Here is a 23,926-nt window from a genome sequence, read left to right on the forward strand (position 1 = left end):
CTTTCGGCGATGATGGTCGTCCCTCATTGACCTCGGGAGTCACGGTTTGAAGACACCATGGATCGGCCTTGCGGCCTGCCTGATCAGCCTGTCCGCCGGCGCACAAGCCGACTTGGCCGCCAGCGCGGCAAAGCAGAAAGGCGCACTGGTCACGCCCAGCGGCCTCGTGTATCGCTCATTGAAGGAGGGAACGGGGGCGAGTCCGGCGGCCACGGATCGTGTCCGGGTGCACTACCGCGGCACGTTCGCCGACGGCAAGGAGTTCGACAGCTCCTACGCCCGCAAGGAGCCGGCCGAGTTCCCGTTGAACCGGGTGATCAAGTGCTGGACGGAAGGCGTGCAGCGCATGAAGGTGGGCGGCAAGGCGCTGCTGGTGTGTCCGCCGGCCATCGCCTACGGGGAGGCTGGCGCGGGGGGTGTCATTCCGCCGAATGCCACCTTGCAATTCGAGGTGGAGTTGCTCGGCATCGCCGGCAAGTAGGTTCGGCAAACAGGCTCGCCGTGCGCGGCGGCGGTCCGCGCCGCGCGGCGAGCTTCAGTGAATTCAGTGAAGGTCGCTGCGCATCACCGCCGGCGTCGCGTACTCGCGGCCCACGACGGCACGGGCATACAGGTAGTTGGTGCGGGCCCGGTCGCTGAGAGCGTCCATCTGCACATGCCCGTCGGCATCGCAAGGAAAGGCCAGCGCACGGCCTTCGTTGAACAGCGATTGGAACCGGATTTCGTAGCGGGCGATTTGCGAAGTAGAGCTCATGTCAGCCTCCGTGGAGAACCTTGCCTGGGATCGGTCGTCGACCTCAATAAGCCCAAACTCGATGGATGAAGATTAGGCGCTGCCTGTCGACTCCGCTGTCGGGGCCCCTCGTTGCAGGGGGTCAGAAAAACTCCAATCCCCGTGTCAGCCTGGCGGGTCCATCCGACAGGGACTGCAGGCATTGCCTGACAAGCCTCGAGACCAGACTAGGTCGCCACGACCTGCCAACACCCCGTTCAACGGAAAACGTGGATGGCCAGGCGAAAAAAAGCCGGGCAAGCCCGGCTTCTTCGTTCAGGCCGGGCCTGATTACTTGGCGGCGGAAGCAGCCGGTGCAGCGGCTTCGGCCTTCTTGTCAGCCTTGTGGTGCTTCTTGTGAGCGGCCTTCTTGGCGGGTGCCGAAGCGGCATCGGCCGAAGCGGCGGCTTGAGCGAACGAGCCCACGGCGAAAGCGGACAGGACGGCGGCAACGATCAGAGACTTGGTCATGGTGGTATTCCGAATGGAGTGGAAGTCGTTCTGCCCGACTCCCTGAAGCTGGCCCGGCTGTCGCCCGGCTTGTGTCCACAACGGGAGATATTGACGATTGGTTGACGTTAAGAAACGAAAAGGGAGGCTGGAGAAATATGTCGTCACGTTACGCCGTGGCGTCCAACAATGACCCCAGCACCTCGTCCTGCACCTGCAGGGTGCGCAGGTTCGCCTTGTAGCTGTAGGCGGCGGACATCTGGTCGACGACGTCGGCTTCCAGCGAACCCCCGGCTTGCGCTGGCGCCGCGATGTCGGCTTGCACGCCCCCTTCGGGCTGGGCCTGCAGGACGACCTGCTGGCGCCGGAACCCCGGCGTCTGCGTGTTGGCAATGTTGTGGGCAGCGCTGTCGAGCCGGAGCTGGGCAGCGTTCAGGCCGGACAGGCCGATGGAGAAGGTGTTGGACATGGCAGGGCCTCGCTTGCAGCGATATCGGCGAGCCCGCCGCCGACTTGAACGGTTTCAGGCCATCGCCGCGCCGACCGTCGCCCGCACCGGGATGCCGGCCGGATCGAACCCCTCGAGGCAGAACACGTTGACGCCGACGAAATCCGGCGTCACCCGCTTGCGGTGGAACGGGTAGATGCCGCACGCGCTGCAGAAGAAGTGCCGCGCGGTGCGGGTGTGGAACCGGTACTCGGTGAGCGAGGCCTCGCCCGCGAGCAGCGTGAAGCGGCTCTCGTGCACCTTCACCATCAGCGCGTTCTTGCGCCGGCAGATCGAGCAATCGCAGGTGGTCAGCTCGGGAAAGTCGGTCTCGATCGCGAAGCGGACTGCCCCGCAATGGCAGCTTCCCTGCCAGGTCTGCAGCGGCCGGCTCATGCGGCGGCGACCAGCTCGCCATACCGGCCGAGGTCGATGTTGCCGCCGCTCAGGATCACGCCGACGCGCTGGCCCGCCAGCGGCAGCACGCCCTCGAGCACCGCCGCCGCGCCAAGGCAGCCGGTCGGCTCGACGACCAGCTTCATCCGTTCGCCGATGAAGCGCATCGTGCGTGCCAGCTGCGCGTCGCTGACGGTGAGGATGTCGCGCACGCGGCGCTGGATCACCGGGAAGGTCAGCGCGCCCACCAGCTGCGTCTGCGCCGCGTCGGCGATGGTCTGCGGCACCGGGATGCCGACACGCTCGCCGCGCCGGAACGATTGCTGTACGTCGTTGCCGGCCTCCGGCTCGACGCCGTACACCGCGCAGTCGGGCGACAGGTGGTTGGCCGCCGTCGCGCTGCCGCTCAGCAAGCCGCCGCCGCCGGTGCAGACGAACAGCGCATCGAGCGGGCCGACCTCCTCGATCAGCTCCTTGGTGGCCGTGCCCTGCCCTGCCATCACCAGCGGGTGGTCGTACGGCGGGATCAGCGTCAGCCCGCGTTCGGCGGCGAGCCGCTGGCCGATCGCCTCGCGGTCGTCGCGGTAGCGGTCGTACAGCACGACCTCGGCGCCATAGCCGCGCGTCGCGGCAATTTTCAGCGCCGGCGCGTCCTGCGGCATCACGACCACCGCCGGCAGGCCCAGCAGGCTGGCGCACAACGCGATCGCCTGCCCGTGGTTGCCCGACGACCACGCGATCACGCCGCGGCGGCGTTGCTCGGCGTCCAGCTGCACCAGCGCGTTGTAGGCGCCGCGGAACTTGAAGGCCCCCATGCGCTGCAGGTTCTCGCACTTGAAGAACACCTGCGCGCCGGTGCGCAGGTCGGCGGTGCGCGAGGTGGCCACCGGCGTGCGGTGGGCCACGCCATCGAGGTGGGCGGCAGCGATGTCGACATCGCGCCAGGAGATCGGCAGGTCCATGGTCGGGTCCGGAAGAAGGCGGGGTGCACCGAGCGTAGCCCAGCGAACCCGCGCTGAAACTGTGCGCCCGCGCCGATTGATACAGTGCCGCGGCCCGGCCCCACGCCTGTAGCTTCACGCCACGCAGCCGGGTTCCTAAGCTCGTCTCCACCCTGAAGGAGACCCGATGAACGACCTGCTGCCCCTGCTGAGCTACTCGCTGCTGATGTCGGCGACGCCCGGCCCGAACAACATCCTGCTGACCACCTCGGGTGCGAACTTCGGCTACCGGCGGAGCCTGCCGCACCTGCTGGGCGTCAGCATCGGCGGCGGCGTGCAGACCTGGCTGGCCTGCATGGGCCTCGGCACGCTGCTCGCCGAACACCCGGCGATCCATGACGCGCTGCGCATCGCCGGCGCGCTGTTCCTGCTGTGGATGGCGTGGAAGCTGACCACGCCGGTGGTGTTCGGCACCGAACTCGCGCAACCGGTCGGCTTCTTCGAGGCCGCCGCGTTCCAGTTCGTCAACCCGAAGACCTGGCTCAAGTCCGTCACCGTCGCGACGGTCTTCATGCCCACCGGCATGCCGACGAGCGTGGCCGCGCTGCTGGTGCTGGCGGTCACGCTGGCCACCAACTTCCCGTGCATCTCGATGTGGACGCTGTTCGGCGCCGGCCTGCGCCGCGTGCTGACGCGACCCGGCTGGCGCGAGGCGTTCAATGCCATCATGGCGGGATCGCTGGCGGTGCTGGCCGTGCTGCTGCTGACCCGCTGAACCCCTCGCCGAACACCCCAAGGACGCCCCGTGTTCTCCCTCGACCGCGACTCCCCCGCGCCGCTCGCCGACCAGATCGAGACCCGCCTGCGCGCGCTGGTCGACGGTGGGCGCCTGTCGGCCGGCGCCAAGCTGCCGTCGATCCGCACGCTGGCGCGGCAGCTGGGCGTGAGCCCGAACACCGTCGTCACCGCCTACGACCGGCTGGTCGCAGCGGCCGTCGTCGAATCGCACGGCACCGCCGGCTTCTTCGTCTGCGAGGCCGCCGCCCCCGCAGCCCTCGAGGCGCTGCTCGAAGCCGGCGAAGAACAGGATGCCGTCTGGCTCGTGCAGCAGGCCCACGACCAACGCGCCGGCCTGCTGCCGGTCAGCGCCGGATCGCTGCCGGTCTCGTGGCTCGAGGACGCGATCCCCGCCACCGTCGTGCAGCGCGGCCTGGCGCGCGCCAACGGCGGCATGGCCGCGCGCTGCCCGCCGCAGGGGCTGCCCGAACTGCGCGAGCGCATCTCCACGCTGATGCGCGGCCAGGGCATCGCGGCCGATGCGAACCGCATCCTCACGACCTACGGCGGCACGCATGCGATCGACCTGATCTGCCGCAGTTTCCTGCAGCCGGGCGATGCGGTGATGGTCGACAACCCCGGCTATCACCTGCTGTTCGACCGGCTGCGCCAGATGGGCGTGCGCATCGTGCCGATCACGCGCCGCCACGACGGGCCCGACCTGGCGCAGATCGAGGCCGCCTGCACCGCGCAGCGGCCGCGCCTGTTCTTCGTGCAGAGCGTGCTGCACAACCCGACCGGCTGGAGCAGCAGCGCCGCCAACCTGCACCGCATCCTCGGGCTGGCCGACCGCCACGGCTTCCTGATCGCCGAGGACGACGTGCAAAGCCACTTCCACCCGGGCCACCCGACGCGGCTCGCGCAGTTGTCGGAGCTGCGCAACGTCATCTACTACTCCAGCTTCTGCAAGGCGCTCAGCCCGGCGCTGCGCCTGGGCTACATCGCGGCCGAGCCGCAGTGGCTGAAGCCGCTGCTGCGCGAGAAGATCCTCTCGGTGCTGACCACCGCCTCGCTGAACGAATACGTGCTGCTCGAGCTGCTGTCGACCGGGCGTTTCCGCAAGCACATCGACCGGCTGCAGCAGAAGCTCGGCACCGCGCGCGGCCTGGCCACCCGCCTGCTGCGCCAGGCCGGCGTGCTGCTCGACCACCCCGGAGAGGGCGGCCTCTTCCTGTGGGGGGCCGTGCCGCACGGCATCGACATCGACGAACTGGTGAAAGACGCCTACCGCAACGGCATCCTGCTGGCGCGCGGCGCCACCTTCATGGCCGACAACGCCGGCGACCCGCACCTGCGTTTCAACGTCGTGTTCAGCCAGCATGTGCGGCTGGCCGAGTACCTGACGCAGCGGCTGTCGGCAGAGTCGGCGGCGAGCCGCGTGCTGGCACGCGCGGCCGCGCGCTGAGCGGCCACCGGAACCATCGACCGAAGCGCGCACCGATAATCTGGCGCATGACCCAAGCGCTCCCATTCAGCCAGCTGCCCCTTTCCGCCGCCACCCTCGAGAACCTGTCCCGCCTCGGCTACGAGACGATGACGCCGATCCAGGCCGCCAGCCTGCCGATCGCGCTGGCCGGCCACGACCTGATCGCGCAGGCCAAGACCGGCAGCGGCAAGACCGCCGCCTTCGCGCTGGCGCTGCTGGCCCGGCTCGATGCGAAGCGCTTCGACGTGCAGGCGCTGGTGCTGTGCCCCACGCGCGAGCTGGCCGACCAGGTCACGCAGGAGATCCGGCGCCTCGCGCGCGCCGAAGACAACGTGAAGACGCTGACGCTGTGCGGCGGCGCGACCATGCGCCCGCAGATCGCGAGCCTGGAGCACGGCGCGCACATCGTCGTCGGCACGCCCGGGCGCATCCTCGACCACCTGGAGCGCGAGACGCTGTCGCTGGCCGCGCTGAACACGCTGGTGCTCGACGAGGCCGACCGCATGCTCGACATGGGCTTCTTCGACGACATCGTCGCGGTCGCCAAGCGCTGCCCGAAGCAGCGGCAGACGCTGCTGTTCTCGGCCACCTACCCCGAGGGCATCGCCAAGCTGAGCCAGCAGTTCCTGCGCGAGCCGCGCGAGGTGAAGCTGGGCGAGCAGCACACCGCCGCGAAGATCCGCCAGCGCTTCTACGAAGTCAAGGACGACGAGCGGCTGCATGCCGTCGGCCTGCTGCTGAACCATTTCCGCCCGGCCAGCACGATCGCGTTCTGCAACACCAAGCAGCAGTGCCGCGACCTGGTCGACGTGCTGCAGGCGCAGGGCGTGCAGGCGCTCGCGCTGCACGGCGACCTGGAGCAGCGCGACCGCGACCAGGTGCTGGTGCAGTTCGCCAACCGCAGCTGCCCGGTGCTGGTGGCGACCGACGTGGCGGCGCGCGGGCTCGACATCGCGCAGCTCGAAGCGGTGATCAACGTCGACATCACGCCCGACCCCGAGGTGCACACGCACCGCATCGGCCGCACCGGCCGCGGCGATGAAGAGGGCTGGGCCTTCAGCCTGGCCAGCATGGACGAGATGGGCCGCGTCGGCCAGATCGAGCAGGTGCAGGGGCGCGAATCCGAATGGCACAAGCTGGCCGAGCTGACACCGAGCGGCGGCGGCCCGCTGACCGCGGCGATGCGCACGCTGCAGATCCTCGGCGGGCGCAAGGACAAGATCCGCCCCGGCGACGTGCTGGGGGCGTTGACCGGCGAGGCGGGCTTCACCGCGGCGCAGATCGGCAAGATCCAGGTCGGCGAGTTCTCGACCTATGTGGCCGTCGACCGGGCGATCGCCAAGCAGGCGCTGCAGCGGCTGAACAGCGGCAAGCTGAAGGGCCGCAAGGTGAAGGTGAGGTTCCTGGACGAGGCGTCGGCCGAATGAGCGGCGAGGACGCCGCCCTTGCCGCGCCAACCAGCTTCGAGGCCGTCGTCGAGCCGGGCGGGTTCCGCTTCGCGGCGCCTGCGAGGCAGGGCCTGGTGAAGTCGGCGCAACTGGCCGGCCTGCGCTTGCCGAGTTCGTGCCGCAACGGGACCTGCCGCGCGTGCATCTGCAAGCTCGTCAGCGGCCGCGTCGAGTACGCGATCGACTGGCCGGGCCTGAGCGCCGACGAGAAGGCCGAAGGATTCATCCTGCCGTGCGTGGCGCAACCGCGCAGCGATCTGGTGATCGACGCGCCGGCCGCGCGGCCGTTGACCTCATGAGCACATCGTGACAACGCGCCCCCATCCGCCGCGCACGATGCAGCTGGTCGCGCTGTTCGAGGCGATCAAGGGCCTGGCCGTGCTGGCCGGCGGCTTCGGGCTGTTGTCGCTGCTGCACCGCGACGTGCGGCACCTGGCCGAGGCGCTGATCGCCGGGCTGCACCTCGACCCGGACCGGCATTTCCCGCACATCTTTCTCGAAGCCAGTTCGCAGCTCACCGATGCCCGGCTGTGGCTGCTGGCCGGCCTGGCGGCGCTGTACGCGAGCGTGCGGCTGGCCGAAGCGTATGGCCTGTGGCACGGCTACCGCTGGGGTGCCTGGCTGGGCGCGGCGGGCGGTGCCATCTACGTGCCGGTGGAACTCTACGAGTTGCTGCAGCGGGTGAGCCCGCTGCGCGTCGCGACGCTGTTGCTGAACATCGCGATCGTGGTCTACCTGCTGTGGATGCTGGAGCGTCAGCGGCGCGCGCGGCCGGTCATCGAAGTCGGATAGCCGCGCTGCGGCCCCACGCCGAACAGACGGATACCCGCCCTTTACCTCGCAGCAACGCGGGGGCGTCAACATCGGGGCGACGGCACCCGTTGTCATGGCGAGGCCGCTGTACGGCCTACAGGAGACCCACGATGAAACGCTTTCTGAACCGCCGCATGCTGGGCTTGGTCGGCATCGTTGCCGTGACGCAGTTGCTGAGCGCCTGCATCGTCGTGCCACCCCGCGGCTACCGCCAGCGCACCGTGGTGGTCGAACCGGCGCCGTACTACAGCCCGGGACCGGGCCGCGACTGGCGTGACCGCGACCATGACCGGCGCGACTGGGACGGCCACCGCTGATCTGGGCTGATATCGTGGCCGCTCCCTGTCCTCACGGAGTCGGCCCATGTCTTTCTCGCGTTCCGTTGCGCGCGCACTCTGCGCCGCATTGGCACTGGTCGCAGTGCCGTGGACCCTGGCGGCGCCGCCGACCGTCGCCGAGGTGATCGAACGCTCGGGCGCCGCCGACTGGCGCCCACTGGTGCCGGCCGACACCCTCGTGATGGAACTCGCCGATCCGCGCAGCGGCCCGATCGTCATCGAGCTGGCACCGCGCTTCGCGCCCCGGCATGTCGAGAACATCCGAACGCTCGTGCATGAAGGCTTCTTCGACGGCTTGGCGGTCGTGCGCGTGCAGGACAACTACGTTGCGCAATGGGGCGACCCCGACGCCGAGTCGGCCGACAGGGCCCGGCCGCTGGGCACCGCCCTGCGCAAGCTGCCGGCCGAGTTCTCGGTGCCGCTGAAGGGCCTGCCGATCACCCGCTTGCCCGACACCGACGGCTGGGCCCCGGTGACCGGCTTCGTCGACGGCATGCCGGTGGCGGCCGATCCACGCAGCGGCCGCGCGTGGCTGACCCACTGCTACGGCATGGTCGGCGCCGGGCGCGACATGGCGGTCGACAGCAGCAACGGCAGCGAGCTGTACGCGGTGATCGGCCAGGCGCCGCGCGGGCTGGATCTCAACATCACGCTGGTCGGCCGCGTGCTGCAAGGAATCCAGGCGCTGGCTTCGCTGCCGCGCGGTACCGCCGAGATGGGCTTCTACGCGCAACCGGACCAGCGCGGCGGCATCCGCCGCGTGCGCCTGCTGGCCGACATGCCGGACGCCGAACGCCCGGCGATCGAGGTGATGCGCACCGACACCGCGACATGGCGCGCCCTGCTCGACGCCCGGCGCGTGCGGCGCGAAGAATGGTTCGTGCACAGCCCGCGGCACATCAATGTCTGCAATGCGACGGTGCCGGTGCGGGCGAAGAAGAGCTCGGGATAGCGTTGAGTGGAACCTCTTGTGCCGGGGGCGTGACTCAGGCAGCAGTTGCACTTCGAGCCCCCACTTCCATGATCGAAAAGAAAATCGACAAATTCACCGCTTGGGTGAAAAGGCGAACTTCCCCTGCGAGACCCCCAGAGAGAAAGTCAATCAAGGTCGAACGGCGTAAATCGGAGAGGCTCCTCAGGTCAATCGATGCGGATCCGATGCGCTCAGAGCGCCGCCAATCGTTGCCCATCCTGCAGATGCGATCCACCACGAATGTGGTGGAGAAAGAGCCAAAGAATGTGCGTCGCGCTCGAAAGCAGAAGTTCTATGTCGCAGCGGCCCTCAATTTGTTCGAGGTCGACAGGCGGCTTGAGATGATGAAAATGGCTGCGCTGCTGAGCGACTTCAGTGCTGCAGTCGAGCCAACGTGGGTGGCGATGAGCCCCGATGCGAGCGGCCCACGCTTCACGTGTTTCGAGCTGCGGCTCAACGAGAAGGGAGAGATCGACGTTAAGGAGAAAATTCGACGAAGAGTCGACACCGCGGCAATCGAGCTGGAGCCCGTTCACGTCTTCACAGACGATCAGATGCGACGCGGCAAGGCTCAACTGCATGCCGTATTCTTGTGGTTATTCGCCGAGAAAACTGGCTTCCACGAAGCTCCACCAGTTTTCATGCCTTTGCACTTGGCGGCATCGCTCTCAGAGGATTGAGTCCGCTGCAGCCCGCTGCGGCTCGGCAGCGGGTTCGCCGACTTCTTCACCCGCCTCCTCCCCCAGGAACCCACCGCTCTGGTGCGCCCACAAGCGCGCATACAGCCCGCCTTGCGCAAGCAGGCTGCGGTGGTCGCCCTCCTCGACGATGCGGCCCTTGTCGAGCACGATCAGCCGGTCCATCGCGGCGATGGTCGACAGGCGGTGCGCGATCGCGACCACCGTCTTGCCTTCCATCAGGCGGTACAGGCTCGCCTGGATCGCCGCCTCGACCTCGGAGTCAAGAGCGCTGGTCGCCTCGTCGAGCAGCAGGATCGGCGCGTCCTTCAGCATCACGCGCGCGATCGCGATGCGCTGGCGCTGGCCACCGCTCAGCTTGACGCCGCGCTCGCCGACGTGCGCGTCATAGGCCTGGCGCCCCTTCGGGTCGGTCAACCCCTGGACGAACTCATGCGCCTCGGCGCGGCGCGCGGCCGCCACCATCTGCAGGTCGTCCGCATCGGGCCGGCCATAGAGGATGTTGTCGCGCACCGAGCGGTGCAGCAGCGAGGTGTCCTGCGTCACCATGCCGATCTGCGCGCGCAGGCTGTCCTGCGTCACGCCGGCGATGTCCTGCCCGTCGATCAGCACGCGGCCCGATTCGATGTCGTAGAAGCGCAGCAGCAGGTTCACGATCGTCGACTTGCCGGCGCCGGAGCGCCCGACCAGCCCGATCTTCTCGCCCGGGCGGATGTGCAGCGACAACCCGTCGATCACCGGCTTGCTGCCGCCGTACGCGAAGCCCACCTGCTCGAAGCGGATCTCGCCGCGCGTCACCTGCAGCGTGCGCGCATCGGGCCGGTCGACCACCGCCTGCGGGCGCGACAAGGTGTTGATGCCGTCGTGCACCGTGCCGATGTGCTCGAACAGCGAGGCCATCTCCCACATGATCCAGTGCGAGATGCCGTTCAGGCGCAGCGCCATCGCGGTGGCCGCTGCCACCGCGCCGATGCCGAGTTCGCCCTGCACCCACAGCCACAGCGTGGCGCCGGTGGTCGACATGATCAGCCCGATGCTCAGGCTGTGGTTGACGATCTCGAAGGCACTCACCAGCCGCATCTGCGCATAGGCGGTCTGCATGAATTCCTGCATCGCCGAGCGTGCGAAGCCGGCCTCGCGCTGCGCGTGCGAGAACAGCTTGACGGTGGCGATGTTGGTGTAGGCGTCGGTGATGCGGCCCGTCATCAGCGAGCGCGCATCGGCCTGGGCCTGGCCGATCTTGCCCATGCGCGGCACGAAGAAGCGCAGCGCCGCGACGTACAGCACGAGCCACACCAGGAAGGGCAGCAGCAGGCGCAGGTCGAAGCTGCCGACCACCGCGGCCATCGTCGTGAAGTAGATGACGACGAACACGAGGATGTCGGTGAGGATCATCACCGTGTCGCGCACCGCGAGCGAGGTCTGCATCACCTTGGCCGCGACGCGGCCGGCGAACTCGTCCTGGTAGAAGTTCATGCTCTGCGCGAGCATCAGCCGGTGAAAGTTCCAGCGCAGCCGCATCGGCAGGTTGCCGGCCAGCGCCTGGTGCTTGAAGAGCGTCTGCAGTGCCACCGCGATCGGGCTGGCGAGCAGGATCGCGGCCAGCAGCAGCAGCGTGCCGCTGTGCGTGGGCCACAGCTCGCGCGCCGGCGTGGCGCCGAGCCAGTCGACCACGCGCCCCATCATGCTGAACAGCAGTGCCTCGAACACGCCGAGCGCGGCGGTGAGCATCATCATGCCGAGCACGAAGCGGCGCGAGCCGAGCGTGCAGGCCCAGACGAACGCGAAGAAGCCGCGCGGCGGAGGTGCCGGCACGGCATCGGGGTACGGGTGCAGCAGGTTCTCGAAGTAGCGGAACACGCGAGGGAATCTCCACGGGTTGGGAGGAGCGGGGCGACGCATGGATCGGTGGTCCGGCGGCGCGCGAGGGCGGGAGCTTATCCGCTTGCTGCTGACATCGCACGACAAGCATTGCTTTCATCGTGCTTTTCGTTGGATGGGCAGCACGCCGCCTCGGCACAATCCATCTTCATCAAGGCGACAAACCGACCGCACCACTGGGCGGAGTCCGGAACCCGTACCCGGCGCCAAGACCCCCGTCTCGTTCTTCCCCGAACGATGTTCGGTAGCTACAAGGGCCACCCTGCGGTGGCCCTTTTGCTTTTTGGGGTTTGCGCGGAACTCTCCGGCCGCCAGGGTGACTCAGCAGGCGCATTCGGTTTGCGAATGCGCTTACCAAGGAAATCAGGTGTCCAGCAGACAACAGGTGGTGTCCCGCAGCCCATCGATAGAACGCACACGGAGCGCATCCACAGAGCCTCTTCAGAAATCATCAACGGGCGGTCTTCACTATTCAAAGGTGAGGCCCAAGAAGATCGCAGACCGAATCAACTCGGAGCGACAAGGCGCAGACGGCACCAAGAACGAAGCCTTGAAGCTGCGATCGAGCTCCATTCCTCCGAAGCTGAGCAGTTCGCAGCAACCAACGCGGCCGACAAAAGCGGTACCCGCTTCGCCGCGACGAGTTGTGTTCGGCCCGAACAAGGGTTCGGCCAAAAAATCCATCAGCCCCAGACTGACCCGAGCGTCGCCGCGACCGCTGACAAGCTCTCGGGAGGAGGAGACAGCGCACGGTACAGCAGCCACCCACCAGCGGCAGATCCCCGCGACGGAGAGGGCCTGGAGTCTGCTTCGAAAGACCACGCAGAAGTCGGCTCCCCCCGGGCAACCCGATCCGACGCCAGCAACCGCGACCGCAGGGTCTGGTGCTCGTTCACACGAGAGCCCCAGAGGGAGAAGGAGATCGTCGCAGCCGCCACTGATCAACCCCCTGTACAAGAAGAAAAAGAAGGCCAGCTCGGCGGACGGCAATGACAGGCATGGCGGCGTCTCGCAGATCGGCCAGCTTCCGGCACGAGATCATTGGTTGATCCCACCGCTGGACGACGAGCTGGACGAGATGCCCCTGCCCGCGGATCCGCGCATGACGGGTGTGCTGGGGCATATCGCGATGCTGGAACAGCGTCATCTGCGTCACAAGGACGAGAAAAAGAAGTGGAGGGATCAGAAGGAGGTGCTGCTCGCAGAAATTGCTTCGCAGAAGGAAGCCCTCAAGAAGTTGCAGGAGAAAAGCGAGGAGACGACACAAGACCTGAAAGAGACGTTCTCGTGAACGCAGAACACCCGTAACCATCGCGCGCCTTCACCGTGTGACAGGCGGCGGCCCAGGAGTCCGACATGCGAAAAGAAAGAGCTGTTCCATCCCAGCGCAGTTTTTCTCACTCGCCACCCGCTGCCAAGCGGCGTGAACCGGTTGGCGGGCCTCCCCAAGCGAGCCGGGCCGAAAGACTGGATGTTGAAATGAAGCACCGTCGCGAGTCGGCGGAGACTTTTCTTCTTCAGTCCAACCCACCACTCACACGGAACTCAGGTCCTTCGCCGCGCCGCAAGGATTCGTTGGCGGGCCCCGCACCGCAAGCGCGAGCCATGCATCGCGCGACCCGATGCAGCACCGTCCCGGGAAGAATGCCGGTCGGTGATGAAGAAAAAACTCCTGACGCAGGTGGGGAGCGGCGGAATGGCACTCGCGCCGGCAGCCTTGTTGACGAGAAGGCGGCAGCTACCACACGGACACGGCGTCCAAGGGACGCCTCGCAAGTGCTGAAAAAGCGCCGCGCATCCATGGAAATTTCGGTGCGCCCACGTGACTCGCTCGACGAGCTTCGGGGAGTGCTGAAGATCATTGACCCGCCGCACACGTCAAAACCGCGCGTCGGCAAGACGCGATCCAGCCCTTCTCTTCCTCGCGAAAAGAAACCAGCGCCAACTCCGCCACGGGCTCCTGTGCAGGTTCATGTCCGCAAAGGTGCGTCCCTTGCCGACCACGAGCGACTCACGCCGAAGCGGGGTGCGTCCCCCGTCAAATATGAATTCCGCAATCAGTTGGGGAGTCCGAGGCGCGTGAAAAAGATCCCCATCAAGGTGGAGAAGCAGCAGCCGTCGAGGCAGGCTTCAGTCATTCATCCGCCTCAACCTCCCACGCTGCTGCAGATCGCCAACAGCCTGCTGGCGATGGAGCGACACACGGAAAATTTCGAGCGAGCGCAAAGGGGGGAAGCATTCATGCCTCCCCCCAAAAAAGAAGATTGAAACTGAGATCAGCCCTTCCCCGGCTCCACGCTCAGCTGGTTGTCGACGCTGACAACCCCCTTCACGTTCGACGCCAGCTGAGTCGCGCGTTCACGCGCCGCTTCGCTCGGTGCCGTGCCGCGCAACGCGACCCGGCCGTTGGCGGTGTCGACATTGATCTTCAGCGCGCTGAGGCTCGAATCCTTCGCCAGCTCGGCGTTCACGCTGGTCGTGATCACCGCATCGGCGACCTTGTCGCCGGCCTTGTCGGTCGCGGCCTTCGCGTCTTGCGCCATGTCGCGGCCGGCCTGCTTCGCCTGGTCCATGCCGCTCGAGGCATCGGCCTTCAGGTCGCGGCCCTTCTGCTCGGCCTGCGCGATCACGCTGTCGTTCGAGTTCGCCGCGGTCGATTCAGCCGACTCGCGCTTGCCGCAACCGGTGAGGGCCACGCCTGCGAGCAGGACTGCCGCAGCCGTCGTCGTCAGAGTGTGCTTGTTCATGGTTCTCTCCTGTCATGCGCCCGCAGGCGATCTGGTTGAGCGAGTGCAGCGGCACCGATGCCACCGCAACCTTGTCCTGAGACGCCTCAACCTTAGGCGCCGACCCGACGGAGCGCCGTCAGTCGGGTTCGCCGATGCCTGTCGGACGATGCCCACAGCCCGCGCGATGCGGCGCCGTCCGACACCGCCTCGGCCCGCCGGCCTACAGCCGTTCTCCGCGCCCGGTCGGACAGTGGCAGCCATGACACGTCGCCTGACGCCCCTCGCCAGCCTGATCGCCCTCCTCGCGCTCGCCGCCTGCGGCGGCACCGCCACGTTGCAGGTCGCCGACGGCACCGGCCCGAACCCGAAGCTGCCGCCGCCCGACAAGAGCCTGATCCCGCTCGTCAACATCGCGCCGGCCACCGGCTGGGCGAGCGGCGTGAAGCCCACCGCCGCCCCCGGCACCGAGGTGCAGCCCTTCGCGAACGGCCTCGACCATCCGCGCTGGATCACCGTGCTGCCCAACGGCGACGTGCTGGTCGCCGAAACCAACGCGCCGCCCAAGCCCGATGACGGCAAGGGCATCCGCGGCTGGTTCATGAAGATGACGATGAAGAAGGCGGGCGCCGGCGTGCCCAGCGCGAACCGCATCACGCTGCTGCGCGATGCCGATGGCGACGGCATCGCCGAGACGCGCAGCGTGTTCCTTGCGAACCTGCAGTCGCCGTTCGGCATGGCGCTGGTCGGCAACAGCTTCTACGTGGCCAACACCGATGCCGTCGTCCGCTTCGACTACACGCCTGGCGCCACCGCGCTGCAAGGCAGCGGCACCAAGCTGGTCGACCTGCCCGCCGGCACCATCAACCACCACTGGACCAAGAACCTGATCGCCAGCCCCGACGGCAGCAAGCTCTACGCCACCGTCGGCTCCAACAGCAATGTCGGCGAGAACGGCCTCGCGGCGGAAGCCGGGCGCGCGGCCATCTGGGAGATCGACACCAAGACGGGCGCCCACCGCGTGTTCGCCTCCGGCCTGCGCAACCCGAACGGCATGGCCTTCGAGCCGCAGACCGGCGCGCTGTGGACCGTCGTCAACGAGCGCGACGAGATCGGCAGCGACCTGGTGCCCGACTACCTGAGTTCGGTGAAGGACGGCGCCTTCTACGGCTGGCCGTTCAGCTACTACGGTGCGCACGTCGACGAACGCGTGAAGCCTCCGCAGCCCGAGATGGTGGCCCGCGCGATCGCACCCGACTACGCGCTCGGCCCGCACACCGCATCGCTCGGGCTCGCAGCCGCGCGTGGCAACGCGCTGCCACCCGCCTTCGCCGACGGCATGTTCATCGGCCAGCACGGCTCGTGGAACCGCAAACCGCACAGCGGCTACAAGGTGATCTTCGTGCCGTTCGCGCAAGGCCGCCCGGCGGGGCCGCCGATCGACGTGCTGACCGGCTTCCTGTCGGCTGGAGAAAACGCGCAGGGCCGCCCGGTCGGCGTGGCGCTCGACAAGCAGGGCGCGCTGCTGGTGGCCGACGACGTCGGCAACGTGATCTGGCGCGTGCGCGCGGCGGCGGCGCGCTGACAAGCTGTCACGACGAACCCGCACCGGGCGTGAATTGCTGACGCGCTCCGGCCTCGCGCGGCCAGGGACAATCCGCCGATGCGCCCTCCATCCCTGCCGGCCCGTCGTCTCCTGGCCGTCGCCCTGACGCTCGCGACCGCGCTCGCCACGGCCATCGCCACAGGCGCCGCGCAGGCGGCCGACGCCAACCCGCAGTCGGCCGTCCAGGCCTTCTATGAACTGCGCATCGCGCAACTGCCGAACGGCGGCGCGCCGGACGAGCCGGCGCTGAAGCTGATCGCCGCGATGCTGACGCCGCGCCTGCAATGCCTGCTGAAGACGGCGCACCGCTACGACGAGGCCTTCCTCGCGACGCAGCCGGGCGACAAGCCGCCGTTCGTCGAGGGCGACCTCTACTCCAGCCTGTTCGAGGGCCCGAGCCGCGTGAAGGCCCAGCCGGCCCGGCTCGCGCGCGACATCGCGTGGGTGCCGGTGCGCATGTTCTTCGACGCCGGCGGCAAGCTCGACGCGACCGGTTGGACCGACACCGTCGTGCTGAACCGCATCGACGGCCGCTGGCTGATCGCCGATGTGAACTACGGCGGCAACTTCGCGTTCGGCAACAGCGGGCGGCTCAGCGGCGTGCTGGCCGACCAGCTGGAGCGCCCCGATCCGGCCCTCAAGTGGACCGGCCGGGAAGTGCGCAGCTGCCCCTGAGTTCGCGCGGCGTGGCACCATGCGCGCCGGACCACGGTCCTGACATCCCAAAAGACAACCCCACGGAGAACCCGATGAAAGCCACCTTCACCCTTGCCCTGGCCGCCCTGACGCTGGCCGCCGCCCCCGCCTTCGCCGCCGGCAAGTCCTGCGACGAACTGAAGACCGAGATCGCCGCCAAGCTCGACGCGAAGCAGGTCACCGGCTACGTGCTGGAGATCGTCGACGCCGACAAGGCGGGCGATGCCAAGGTCGTCGGCAGCTGCGAAGGCGGCGCGAAGAAGATCACCTACAGCCGCAAGTAACTTTCAGGCCGCGCAGCGCCAGTCGGCGCGTGCCGCGGTCGCCTCGATCAGCGCGGCATTCGGCTGGTCGGTGCCGGCCTCCCAGGCACGCGCCTCGGCCTCGCTGCGGCCGAAGCGCATGTGGCGCTCGACGAGCCGGTGCCGGCGCAACGCCTCGTCGACATCGACGTACCAGGCCTCGTCGAGCAGCGGCTTCACGCCGGCCCAGCCATCGCGCTCGAGCAGCAGGTAGTTGCCTTCGGTGACCACCAGCGGCACGTCGGCGGGGATCGGGATGGCCGATGCGATCGGCTCCTCGATCTCGCGGCGGAATTCCGGCGCGTAGATGATGCCGCCACCGGCCTGCTGACCGCGCACCCGCTGCAGCAGCGCGCGGTAGCCGCCGGCATCGAAGGTGTCCGGCGCACCCTTGCGGCCGGCCCGCCCGAGCCGGGCCAGTTCGACGTTCGCGAGGTGGAAGCCGTCCATCGGCAGCAGCACCGCCGCGCCGTCGAGCGCGTCGACCAGTTGCTGTGCGACCGTCGACTTGCCGGCACCCGGCGCGCCGATCAGGCCGAGAATGCGGCGGCCGCCACGTGAGATCAATGCCCGCGCGCGGGCCAATGCCTGTTCGTTCATGCCCGCCAGTGTTGCACCGATGAGCCCCGCTTTCCTGTACCTCGACGATTCGATGCTGGTGGTCGACAAGCCGGCCGGCCTGCTGGCCGTGCCCGGCCGCGGCGAGGCCGGGCTCGACAACCAGGCCGTGCGCGTGCAGGTCGAGGTGTCCGATGCGCTGGTGGTGCACCGGCTCGACATGTCGACCTCCGGGCTGATGCTGTTCGCCCGTGGCAAGGAGATGCAGCGCCGGCTCAGCCACGCGTTCGCGCAGCGCGAGGTGCACAAGGAATACATCGCGGTGGTCGACGGGCTGGTCGGCCCGGAGCACGGCGAGATCGACCTGCCGCTGTTGACCGACTGGCCGAACCGGCCGCGGCAGAAGGTCGACCCCATCGACGGCAAGCCAGCGCTGACGCGCTTCAGCGTGCTGCAGCGCGACCCGGCGGCCGGCACGACGCGCGTGATGCTGGAGCCCGTCACCGGCCGCTCGCACCAACTGCGCGTGCACCTGCTGGCGCTCGGCCACCCGATCGTCGGCGACGCGCTCTACGCCCCGCCCGAAGCCCTTGCCAAGGCGCCGCGATTGCTGCTGCACGCACAATCACTGCAGCTGGCGCACCCGGTCGATGGCCGCACGCTGCGCTTCCACAGCCCCGCTCCGTTCTGACCCCATGCACGCACCCGTCGAGCTCGCCAAGTCCTACCGCCTGCTGAACCACGGGCCGACCGTGCTGGTCAGCGCCGCGCACGGCGGGCAGCGCAACATCATGGCCGCCGCCTGGTCGATGCCGCTCGACTTCAACCCGCCCAAGGTCGCCGTCGTGCTCGACAAGAGCACCGTCACGCGGCGCCTCGTCGAAGGCTCCGGCACGTTCGCGCTGAATGTGCCGACGCGAGCGCAAGCCGAGGCGACGCTGGCGGTCGGCGGCATCTCGGCCAGCGAACTGCCACCGGGCCAGGACAAGTTCGCCGCGTTCGGCCTGTCGGCCTTCGAGGCCGCCCGCATCGACGCGCCGCTGCTCGAAGGTTGCGCCGCCTGGCTCGAATGCCGCTTGCTGCCCGAGCCGCACCTGCAGAACCGGTACGACCTGTTCCTCGGCGAGGTGATCGCCGCCTGGGCCGACCCGCGCCTGTTCGCCGACGGCCACTGGCTCGACGCCGCGGCGGGCAGCACGGTGCACTACATCGCCGGTGGCCGCTTCTTCGCGACCGGCGAGGCCTTCGACGCCAAGGCGATGCCGCGACGGTCGTAACATCGCCCCCTCACGCCTCGCCCCTCCATGCAGTCCACCGCCCGCTCCCGCCGCCGCCTGTCATTGGTGATCGCGTCGGCGCTGTGGCTGTCGGCCTGCGCCGTGCCGGTCATTCCTCGCGCCACGCTCGAACAGCAGGTCGCCGACACCGAGCGCGCGTTCGCGAAGACCATGGCCGACCGCGACCACGCGGCCTTCACCCGCTTCCTTGCCGACGACACCGTGTTCTTCTCCGGCCCCGTGCCGCTGCGCGGCAAGGCCGCCGTCGCTGCAGGGTGGAAACGCTTCTACGAAGGCGCCCAGGCGCCGTTCTCGTGGCGCCCCGACAAGGTCGAGGTGCTCGATTCCGGCGAACTCGCGCTGAGCACCGGGCCGGTGTTCGACCCCGACGGCAAGCCGGTCGCGAGCTTCACGTCGGTGTGGCGCCAGGTGACGCCGGGCGTCTGGCGCATCGTCTTCGACAAGGGCTGCAACTGCCCCTGATCCCTCCCTTCTTCGCCCCCACGCTTCGTGTCCACACTCTCCGCCGCTCCGCTCTCGCTGTTCTCGCTGCCGTCCTTCATGCGCTTCTGGTACGCGCGCGTCGCGGCGACCATGGCCAACCAGATGCTGATGGTGGCTGTCGGCTGGGAAATGTACGAACTCACCGGCAGCGCCTGGGACCTGGGCCTGGTCGGGCTGCTGCAGTTCCTGCCCGCGCTGCTGCTGACGCTGGTCGCCGGCCACGTCGCCGACCGTCACGACCGCAGCCGCATCCTCGCACTGTCGATGGCGGTGCAGCTGGCGATCGCCGCGCTGCTGGCGACCGCGACGCACGGCCACTGGGCCAGCCGCGAGCTGCTGTTGCTGCTGTCGATCGCGATCGGCTGCGCGAAGGCCTTCCAGATGCCGGCTCAGCAGGCGATGGTGCCGCTGCTGGTGCCGGCCGACACGCTGCCGCGCGCGATGGCCTTCAGCTCCGGCGGCATGCAGGCGGCGATCATCGGCGGGCCTGCGATCGGTGGCTTCATCTACGTGGCCGGGGCCGACGTCGTCTACGCCGTCTGCGCTGCGCTGTTCGCACTCGCCACGGTGCTGTTCCTGCGCATCGGCCACCCGCACGTGCCGCCGCCGAAGGAGCCGGTGACGCTGCGCACGGTGCTGGCCGGCGTCGGCTTCATCTGGAACCGGCCGGTGGTGCTGGGCGCGATCTCGCTCGACCTGTTCGCGGTGCTGCTGGGTGGCGCGACCGCGCTGCTGCCGATCTTCGCGCGCGACGTGCTGCAGGTGGGACCCTGGGGCCTCGGGCTGCTGCGCGGCGCGCCGGCGGTCGGTGCGCTCGCGATGTCGGTCGCGCTGACGCGCTGGCCGCTGCAGCGCCGCGTCGGCCACCTGATGTTCGCCGCGGTCGCGCTGTTCGGGCTGTCGACACTGGTGTTCGCGGTGTCGAAGGTGTTCGTGGTCTCGCTGATCGCGCTGTGGGTCAGCGGCGCGGCCGACATGGTCAGCGTCGTGATCCGGCAGACGCTGGTGCAGCTCGAGACGCCGAACGAGATGCGCGGCCGCGTCAGCGCGGTCAACTCGATCTTCATCGGCGCGTCGAACCAGCTCGGGGAGTTCGAGTCGGGTGCCACCGCGGCGCTGCTCGGGCCGGTCGGGTCGGTGCTGCTGGGTGGCGTCGGCACCTTGGTCGTCGCCGGCTTGTGGATGAAGCTGTTCCCCGCCCTCGCCCAACGACAACGCCTTACCGGCGATTGACACACGACAGACACCCGCCTGCGACAATCCGCGGTTGCTGTATTGGAATGTCGATGATGTCCTGGATGTTGATCGCGGTGGCCCTGCTCGCCGCGCTGGCCCTCGTGGGCCTGTGGTGGGTCCGGCGCCGCGCGGCGCAACGCCGCAAGTTCGTGCCCTTCTCGCTGCCCGGCCTGCCGCAACCGGTGGCCGTCGAGCGCCGCTTCCGCGGCGGCGGCGCACCGGCCACCGGCTGGCCCTCGACGCTGGCCAGCATGCAGTTCGACGATCGCTGATCGACGGTCTTCCATCGCGATTCGCGATGGAGGTGCCGCAGGTCGTGAAATCCTGCCACCCCTGGAATGGGTGACAAAGCGTGACTTATCCGACATCGCGGTAATACTTCGGCCCCATGACCGAAGCAGCACCGAACCGCCCAGACTTCATCTACCCCGGCGGTTCGCCGCTGATGCACCCACCGCTGAAGCTGAACCGCTCGCGGATGTATGGCTTCTTCGTGCACGGCGACCTGGCCCGCCTGCAGGCCACCGTCGACGAGACGCTGACCGCGGTGGCCGGCGGCACGATGAGCTTCAAGGTGCTGTCGCCGTTCGTGATGCTGACCTTCACGCAGGTGCAGCATGCGCAATCGGCCTGGCCGTCGGACGCCGTCAAGGGCTGGGGCGAAGAGACCGACATCGTCACCTGGGTGATGCTTGGCCAGGTGCTCGCCGGCCAGACCGGCGTGAGCCGCGTCTTCTTCTACCCCTGCCACATCTGGGTCGACGACTGCATGGCGCTGATCAACGGGCGCGAGCTGTTCGGCTACCCGAAGTACCAGTGCGAGTACACGATGCCGGCCGACGGCGAGCCGGCCACCCGCTTCACGCTGGCGGCCAAGGGCTTCCAGCCGTTCAGCCCGGACTCGGTGCTGCAGCTGCATCTACTGCTCGAGGTCGCCGCGACGACCGGCAAGGGCACGCGCCACGAGCTCGGCGGCCTGCCCGAGCTGGTCGAGCAGGCGATCGAGCTGCTGGCCGCCAACCTGCCCGGCTTCCTGGCGCTCGACCGCGCCGGCTGGGAGCAGATCGCGCAAATGCTGCGCAGCCCGAGCGTCGCGCAGATCTTCCTGAAGCAGCTGCCCGATGCGGCCGGCATCAAGGCGGTCTATCAGGCGCTGATCGCCGCGCCGGCCACCGTGAAGGCGGTGCGCCAGGTGCAGTTGCTCGGCGACGACTACACCTGCACGCTGCACCCGTTCGCGAGCTTCCCCCTCGACCGCACGCTCGGCCTGAAGCTCGGCGCGCAGCCGGCGATCCTGCCCTTCCACATCGACATGGATTTCGAGGTGCCGGCCGGCGAGGAGCTGTACGACAACTCGCGCATCGCGCCGAAGAAGATCGCGATCCTCGGCGGCGGCGTCGCGGCGATGACCGCGGCCTTCTACCTGACCGACCAGCCGGGCTGGCGCAATGCATACGACATCACCGTCTACCAGATGGGCTGGCGGCTCGGCGGCAAGGGCGCGAGCGGGCGCAATGCCGCGCTCGGCCAGCGCATCGAGGAGCACGGGCTGCACATCTGGTTCGGCTTCTACGACAACGCGTTCAAGACCATCCAGCGCGCCTACGAGCTGCTGGATCGGCCCGAAGGCGCGCCGCTGCGCACCTGGCGCGACGCCTTCAAGCCGCAGCAGTTCATCACGCTGACCGAACACGTGCAGGGTGACTGGCGGCTGTGGCCGATCGAGACGCCGGCGATGCCCGGCGAGCCCGGCCAGGGCGGCGAAACGCTGAACCTGTGGCAGATCGTGCTGGTCGGCTACGAGTGGATCAAGCAGTGGCTGGGCGAGCTGAAAGATGCCGAGGCGCACGGCCAGGTCGGCCACGCGCACCGCGCGATCCAGGCCGACACGCACGCCGGCAGCTGGCTGCATCGGCTCGCGGCACACGTCGAGGACGACGTGATGTCGCTGTGCAACGATGTCGGCGTCGCGTTCGCTGCGCTGCAGCGCTTCAGCGCCGAGCTGCCGGCCGCGCTGCGCGACCATTCGCCCGAGCATCATCTTCTGCAGTCGAGCGCGCTGAAATGCGTGCGCACCTGGCTGCACGCGCGCTTCAACGACCTGCTGGCCGACAGCAGCATCGCCGACGACCTGCGCCGCCTCTACATCTGCGCCGACCTGGGGCTGACCAGCATCATCGGCATGATCGAGGACGAGGTGCTGACCAAGGGCTTCGACGTGATCAACGGCGAGGACTTCCAGGCCTGGCTGACCCGCCACGGCGCGAACCCGCAGGTGACGGTGCAGTCGGCGCCGGTGGTCGGCTTCTACGACCTGGTGTTCGCCTACGAAGACGGCAACTTCGACAAGCCGAACATCGAGGCCGGCACGATGCTGCGCGGCATGCTGCGCGTCGCCTTCGACTACCACGGCGCGATCATGTGGAAGATGCAGGCCGGCATGGGCGACGTGGTGTTCACGCCGTTCTACCAGCTGCTGAAAGAGCGCGGCGTCAAGTTCGAGTTCTTCCACAAGGTCGACGAGCTGGTGCCCGACGCCGCCGGGCGCCAGGTCGCCGAGATCCGCATGACGCAGCAGGTGGCGCTCGCCGACCCGGCGCAGGGCTACGACCCGCTGGTCGACGTGAACGGACTGGCCTGCTGGCCGAGCACGCCGCGCTTCGAGCAGCTCGACGCGGCGCAGGCCGCGTTGATGCGCCGCCATGGCATCAACCTCGAATCGAACTGGAGCGACTGGCCCGAGGTCTACGCCGCTGCCTTCGGGCAGCCGCTGCCGACGCGCACGCTGAAGCTCGGCGCGGATTTCGACCAGGTGATCTTCAGCATCTCGGCCGCGTCGGTCGCGCAACTGTGCCCGCAGCTCGTCGCGCGCAGCCCGGCGCTGGCGGCGTCGTGCGAGCACGTGAAAGCGGTCGCGACCCAGGCCTACCAGGTGTGGCTGAACCAGGACCTGGCATCGCTCGGCTGGACGCTCACCGGCCCGGACGGCCAGCAGCCGGTGCTCAGTGCGTTCAGCGAGCCCTTCGACACCTGGGCGCCGATGGACCAGCTGCTGTGCCGCGAGAGCTGGCCGCCGGCGATCGCACCGAAGAACGTCTCTTACTTCTGCAGCGCGCTGCCGATCTCAAGCTACCCGCCGTACAGCGACCATGCGTTCCCGAAGCGCATGGCCGAGCAGGTGAGGCTCGGCGCCGTCGAGCAGTTGCAGCGGCGTATCGGCACGCTGTGGCCGGACGCGGTCGGCGCCGCCGAGGGCTTCCGCTGGCCGCTGCTGGTCGACCCGAGCGACGCCCGCGGGCCGGCGCGTTTCGACAGCCAGTACTGGCGTGCCAACGTCGACCCGTCGGAGCGCTACGTGCTGTCGGTGGTCGGCAGCAGCCGTCATCGCGTCGCGACCGACGGCACCGGCTTTGCCAACCTGTTCGTCACCGGCGACTGGATCCGCACCGGGCTGAACGCCGGCTGCGTCGAGGCGGCGACGATGGCCGGCATGCAGACGGCGCGCGCGATCTGCGGCCATCCGGCGCTGATCGTCGGCGAGCGCGACGTTTAAGAAGTCTT

The 23,926-nt window shown here is 68.6% G+C and carries 28 protein-coding genes; 20 read left to right on the forward strand and 8 right to left on the reverse strand.

Annotation, left to right across the window (positions count from 1 at the left end; translation table 11 throughout):
* Nucleotides 1-46: 46 nt before the first annotated feature.
* The gene (locus tag BUE42_RS09090) at nt 47-481 is read left to right on the forward strand and encodes an FKBP-type peptidyl-prolyl cis-trans isomerase (protein WP_073464440.1); all 435 of its coding nucleotides are present in this window, start codon (nt 47-49) and stop codon (nt 479-481) included.
* A gap of 63 nt (nt 482-544) precedes the next feature.
* Here the strand turns inward: BUE42_RS09090 and BUE42_RS09095 are convergent, their stop codons facing one another.
* The 5 genes from BUE42_RS09095 to BUE42_RS09115 all read right to left on the reverse strand — a co-directional run bounded on the left by BUE42_RS09095 (nt 545) and on the right by BUE42_RS09115 (nt 3,067).
* Nucleotides 545-754 carry a hypothetical protein gene (locus BUE42_RS09095; protein ID WP_073464442.1) on the reverse strand — a complete coding sequence of 70 codons (210 nt, stop codon included), beginning with the start codon at nt 752-754 and terminating at the stop codon, nt 545-547.
* A gap of 309 nt (nt 755-1,063) precedes the next feature.
* On the reverse strand, nt 1,064-1,243 hold the full coding sequence (locus BUE42_RS09100) for a hypothetical protein (RefSeq protein ID WP_073464444.1): 180 nt from the start codon (nt 1,241-1,243) through the stop codon (nt 1,064-1,066).
* A 148-nt stretch (nt 1,244-1,391) separates the two neighbouring features.
* On the reverse strand, nt 1,392-1,691 hold the full coding sequence (locus tag BUE42_RS09105) for a flagellar basal body protein (RefSeq protein WP_073464447.1): 300 nt from the start codon (nt 1,689-1,691) through the stop codon (nt 1,392-1,394).
* A gap of 54 nt (nt 1,692-1,745) precedes the next feature.
* Complete coding sequence (locus BUE42_RS09110; protein ID WP_200798928.1) at nt 1,746-2,105, reverse strand: GFA family protein; 360 nt, start codon at nt 2,103-2,105, stop codon at nt 1,746-1,748.
* Nucleotides 2,102-3,067 (reverse strand): threo-3-hydroxy-L-aspartate ammonia-lyase, encoded by a 966-nt coding sequence (locus BUE42_RS09115; protein WP_073464449.1) that lies wholly within the window; start codon nt 3,065-3,067, stop codon nt 2,102-2,104. The genes BUE42_RS09110 and BUE42_RS09115 overlap by 4 nt, the downstream gene beginning before the upstream one ends.
* Nucleotides 3,068-3,233: 166 nt before the next feature.
* On the opposite strand from BUE42_RS09115, the gene BUE42_RS09120 reads away from it, so the two are divergent.
* The 8 genes from BUE42_RS09120 (at nt 3,234) to BUE42_RS09155 (ending at nt 9,561) form a co-directional block, all read left to right on the forward strand.
* Entirely contained in the window at nt 3,234-3,821 is a 588-nt protein-coding gene (locus BUE42_RS09120) for a LysE family translocator (RefSeq protein ID WP_073464451.1), read from the forward strand.
* A gap of 30 nt (nt 3,822-3,851) precedes the next feature.
* The gene (locus BUE42_RS09125; RefSeq protein WP_073464453.1) at nt 3,852-5,288 is read left to right on the forward strand and encodes an aminotransferase-like domain-containing protein; all 1,437 of its coding nucleotides are present in this window, start codon (nt 3,852-3,854) and stop codon (nt 5,286-5,288) included.
* A 47-nt stretch (nt 5,289-5,335) separates the two neighbouring features.
* On the forward strand, nt 5,336-6,736 hold the full coding sequence (dbpA, locus tag BUE42_RS09130) for an ATP-dependent RNA helicase DbpA (protein ID WP_073464455.1): 1,401 nt from the start codon (nt 5,336-5,338) through the stop codon (nt 6,734-6,736).
* The gene (locus tag BUE42_RS09135; protein WP_073464457.1) at nt 6,733-7,056 is read left to right on the forward strand and encodes a 2Fe-2S iron-sulfur cluster-binding protein; all 324 of its coding nucleotides are present in this window, start codon (nt 6,733-6,735) and stop codon (nt 7,054-7,056) included. Before dbpA ends, BUE42_RS09135 begins: the two co-directional genes overlap by 4 nt.
* A 7-nt stretch (nt 7,057-7,063) precedes the next feature.
* Nucleotides 7,064-7,549: a DUF2127 domain-containing protein gene (locus tag BUE42_RS09140; protein ID WP_200798929.1), complete on the forward strand. Its 486-nt coding sequence runs from the start codon at nt 7,064-7,066 to the stop codon at nt 7,547-7,549.
* Between the two features lie 131 nt (nt 7,550-7,680).
* A complete protein-coding gene (locus tag BUE42_RS09145) occupies nt 7,681-7,887 on the forward strand; it encodes a hypothetical protein (RefSeq protein WP_073464463.1) in 207 nt (68 codons plus the stop codon).
* 46 nt (nt 7,888-7,933) lie between these two features.
* Nucleotides 7,934-8,860, forward strand: coding sequence for a peptidylprolyl isomerase (locus tag BUE42_RS09150; RefSeq protein ID WP_073464465.1), 927 nt, complete (start codon nt 7,934-7,936; stop codon nt 8,858-8,860).
* 68 nt (nt 8,861-8,928) lie between these two features.
* Nucleotides 8,929-9,561 (forward strand): hypothetical protein, encoded by a 633-nt coding sequence (locus BUE42_RS09155; protein ID WP_143171396.1) that lies wholly within the window; start codon nt 8,929-8,931, stop codon nt 9,559-9,561.
* Here the strand turns inward: BUE42_RS09155 and BUE42_RS09160 are convergent.
* Nucleotides 9,550-11,439 carry an ABC transporter ATP-binding protein gene (locus BUE42_RS09160; protein WP_073464470.1) on the reverse strand — a complete coding sequence of 630 codons (1,890 nt, stop codon included), beginning with the start codon at nt 11,437-11,439 and terminating at the stop codon, nt 9,550-9,552. The genes BUE42_RS09155 and BUE42_RS09160 overlap by 12 nt on opposite strands.
* A 571-nt stretch (nt 11,440-12,010) precedes the next feature.
* Here BUE42_RS09160 and BUE42_RS32050 point away from each other — a divergent pair.
* Together BUE42_RS32050 and BUE42_RS32055 are read left to right on the forward strand one after the other, a co-directional pair.
* Nucleotides 12,011-12,751, forward strand: a complete 741-nt coding sequence (locus tag BUE42_RS32050; RefSeq protein WP_143171397.1) for a hypothetical protein — start codon at nt 12,011-12,013, stop codon at nt 12,749-12,751.
* 485 nt (nt 12,752-13,236) lie between these two features.
* Nucleotides 13,237-13,728 (forward strand): hypothetical protein, encoded by a 492-nt coding sequence (locus BUE42_RS32055; RefSeq protein WP_143171398.1) that lies wholly within the window; start codon nt 13,237-13,239, stop codon nt 13,726-13,728.
* Between the two features lie 8 nt (nt 13,729-13,736).
* Here BUE42_RS32055 and BUE42_RS09170 read toward each other — a convergent pair whose 3' ends face one another.
* The gene (locus BUE42_RS09170) at nt 13,737-14,207 is read right to left on the reverse strand and encodes a BON domain-containing protein (RefSeq protein ID WP_073464474.1); all 471 of its coding nucleotides are present in this window, start codon (nt 14,205-14,207) and stop codon (nt 13,737-13,739) included.
* Nucleotides 14,208-14,448: 241 nt separating this feature from the next.
* On the opposite strand from BUE42_RS09170, the gene BUE42_RS09175 reads away from it, so the two are divergent.
* From BUE42_RS09175 to BUE42_RS09185, 3 genes are all read left to right on the forward strand, one after another.
* Nucleotides 14,449-15,771, forward strand: coding sequence for a PQQ-dependent sugar dehydrogenase (locus BUE42_RS09175; RefSeq protein WP_073464476.1), 1,323 nt, complete (start codon nt 14,449-14,451; stop codon nt 15,769-15,771).
* A gap of 78 nt (nt 15,772-15,849) precedes the next feature.
* Nucleotides 15,850-16,467: a YqhG/Tai3 family protein gene (locus BUE42_RS09180; RefSeq protein WP_073464479.1), complete on the forward strand. Its 618-nt coding sequence runs from the start codon at nt 15,850-15,852 to the stop codon at nt 16,465-16,467.
* 74 nt (nt 16,468-16,541) lie between these two features.
* Complete coding sequence (locus tag BUE42_RS09185; protein WP_073464481.1) at nt 16,542-16,772, forward strand: DUF1161 domain-containing protein; 231 nt, start codon at nt 16,542-16,544, stop codon at nt 16,770-16,772.
* Nucleotides 16,773-16,775: 3 nt separating this feature from the next.
* On the opposite strand, the gene BUE42_RS09190 is transcribed toward BUE42_RS09185, so the two are convergent.
* Nucleotides 16,776-17,390 carry a nucleoside/nucleotide kinase family protein gene (locus BUE42_RS09190; protein WP_073464483.1) on the reverse strand — a complete coding sequence of 205 codons (615 nt, stop codon included), beginning with the start codon at nt 17,388-17,390 and terminating at the stop codon, nt 16,776-16,778.
* 19 nt (nt 17,391-17,409) lie between these two features.
* Between BUE42_RS09190 and BUE42_RS09195 the strand changes: the two genes are divergently transcribed.
* The 6 genes from BUE42_RS09195 (at nt 17,410) to BUE42_RS09220 (ending at nt 23,918) form a co-directional block, all read left to right on the forward strand.
* A complete protein-coding gene (locus BUE42_RS09195; protein ID WP_073464486.1) occupies nt 17,410-18,039 on the forward strand; it encodes an RluA family pseudouridine synthase in 630 nt (209 codons plus the stop codon).
* Nucleotides 18,040-18,043: 4 nt separating this feature from the next.
* The gene (locus BUE42_RS09200; protein ID WP_235002210.1) at nt 18,044-18,625 is read left to right on the forward strand and encodes a flavin reductase family protein; all 582 of its coding nucleotides are present in this window, start codon (nt 18,044-18,046) and stop codon (nt 18,623-18,625) included.
* 27 nt (nt 18,626-18,652) lie between these two features.
* On the forward strand, nt 18,653-19,108 hold the full coding sequence (locus BUE42_RS09205; RefSeq protein WP_073464490.1) for a YybH family protein: 456 nt from the start codon (nt 18,653-18,655) through the stop codon (nt 19,106-19,108).
* 27 nt (nt 19,109-19,135) lie between these two features.
* Complete coding sequence (locus BUE42_RS09210; RefSeq protein WP_073464493.1) at nt 19,136-20,362, forward strand: MFS transporter; 1,227 nt, start codon at nt 19,136-19,138, stop codon at nt 20,360-20,362.
* Nucleotides 20,363-20,418: 56 nt separating this feature from the next.
* Nucleotides 20,419-20,637: a hypothetical protein gene (locus tag BUE42_RS09215; RefSeq protein WP_143171399.1), complete on the forward strand. Its 219-nt coding sequence runs from the start codon at nt 20,419-20,421 to the stop codon at nt 20,635-20,637.
* Nucleotides 20,638-20,753: 116 nt separating this feature from the next.
* On the forward strand, nt 20,754-23,918 hold the full coding sequence (locus BUE42_RS09220) for an NAD(P)-binding protein (RefSeq protein ID WP_073464496.1): 3,165 nt from the start codon (nt 20,754-20,756) through the stop codon (nt 23,916-23,918).
* Nucleotides 23,919-23,926: the final 8 nt, after the last annotated feature.

Origin of the sequence: Rhizobacter sp. OV335, from assembly GCF_900142965.1 — a bacterium.
GTDB lineage: Bacteria > Pseudomonadota > Gammaproteobacteria > Burkholderiales > Burkholderiaceae_C > Rhizobacter.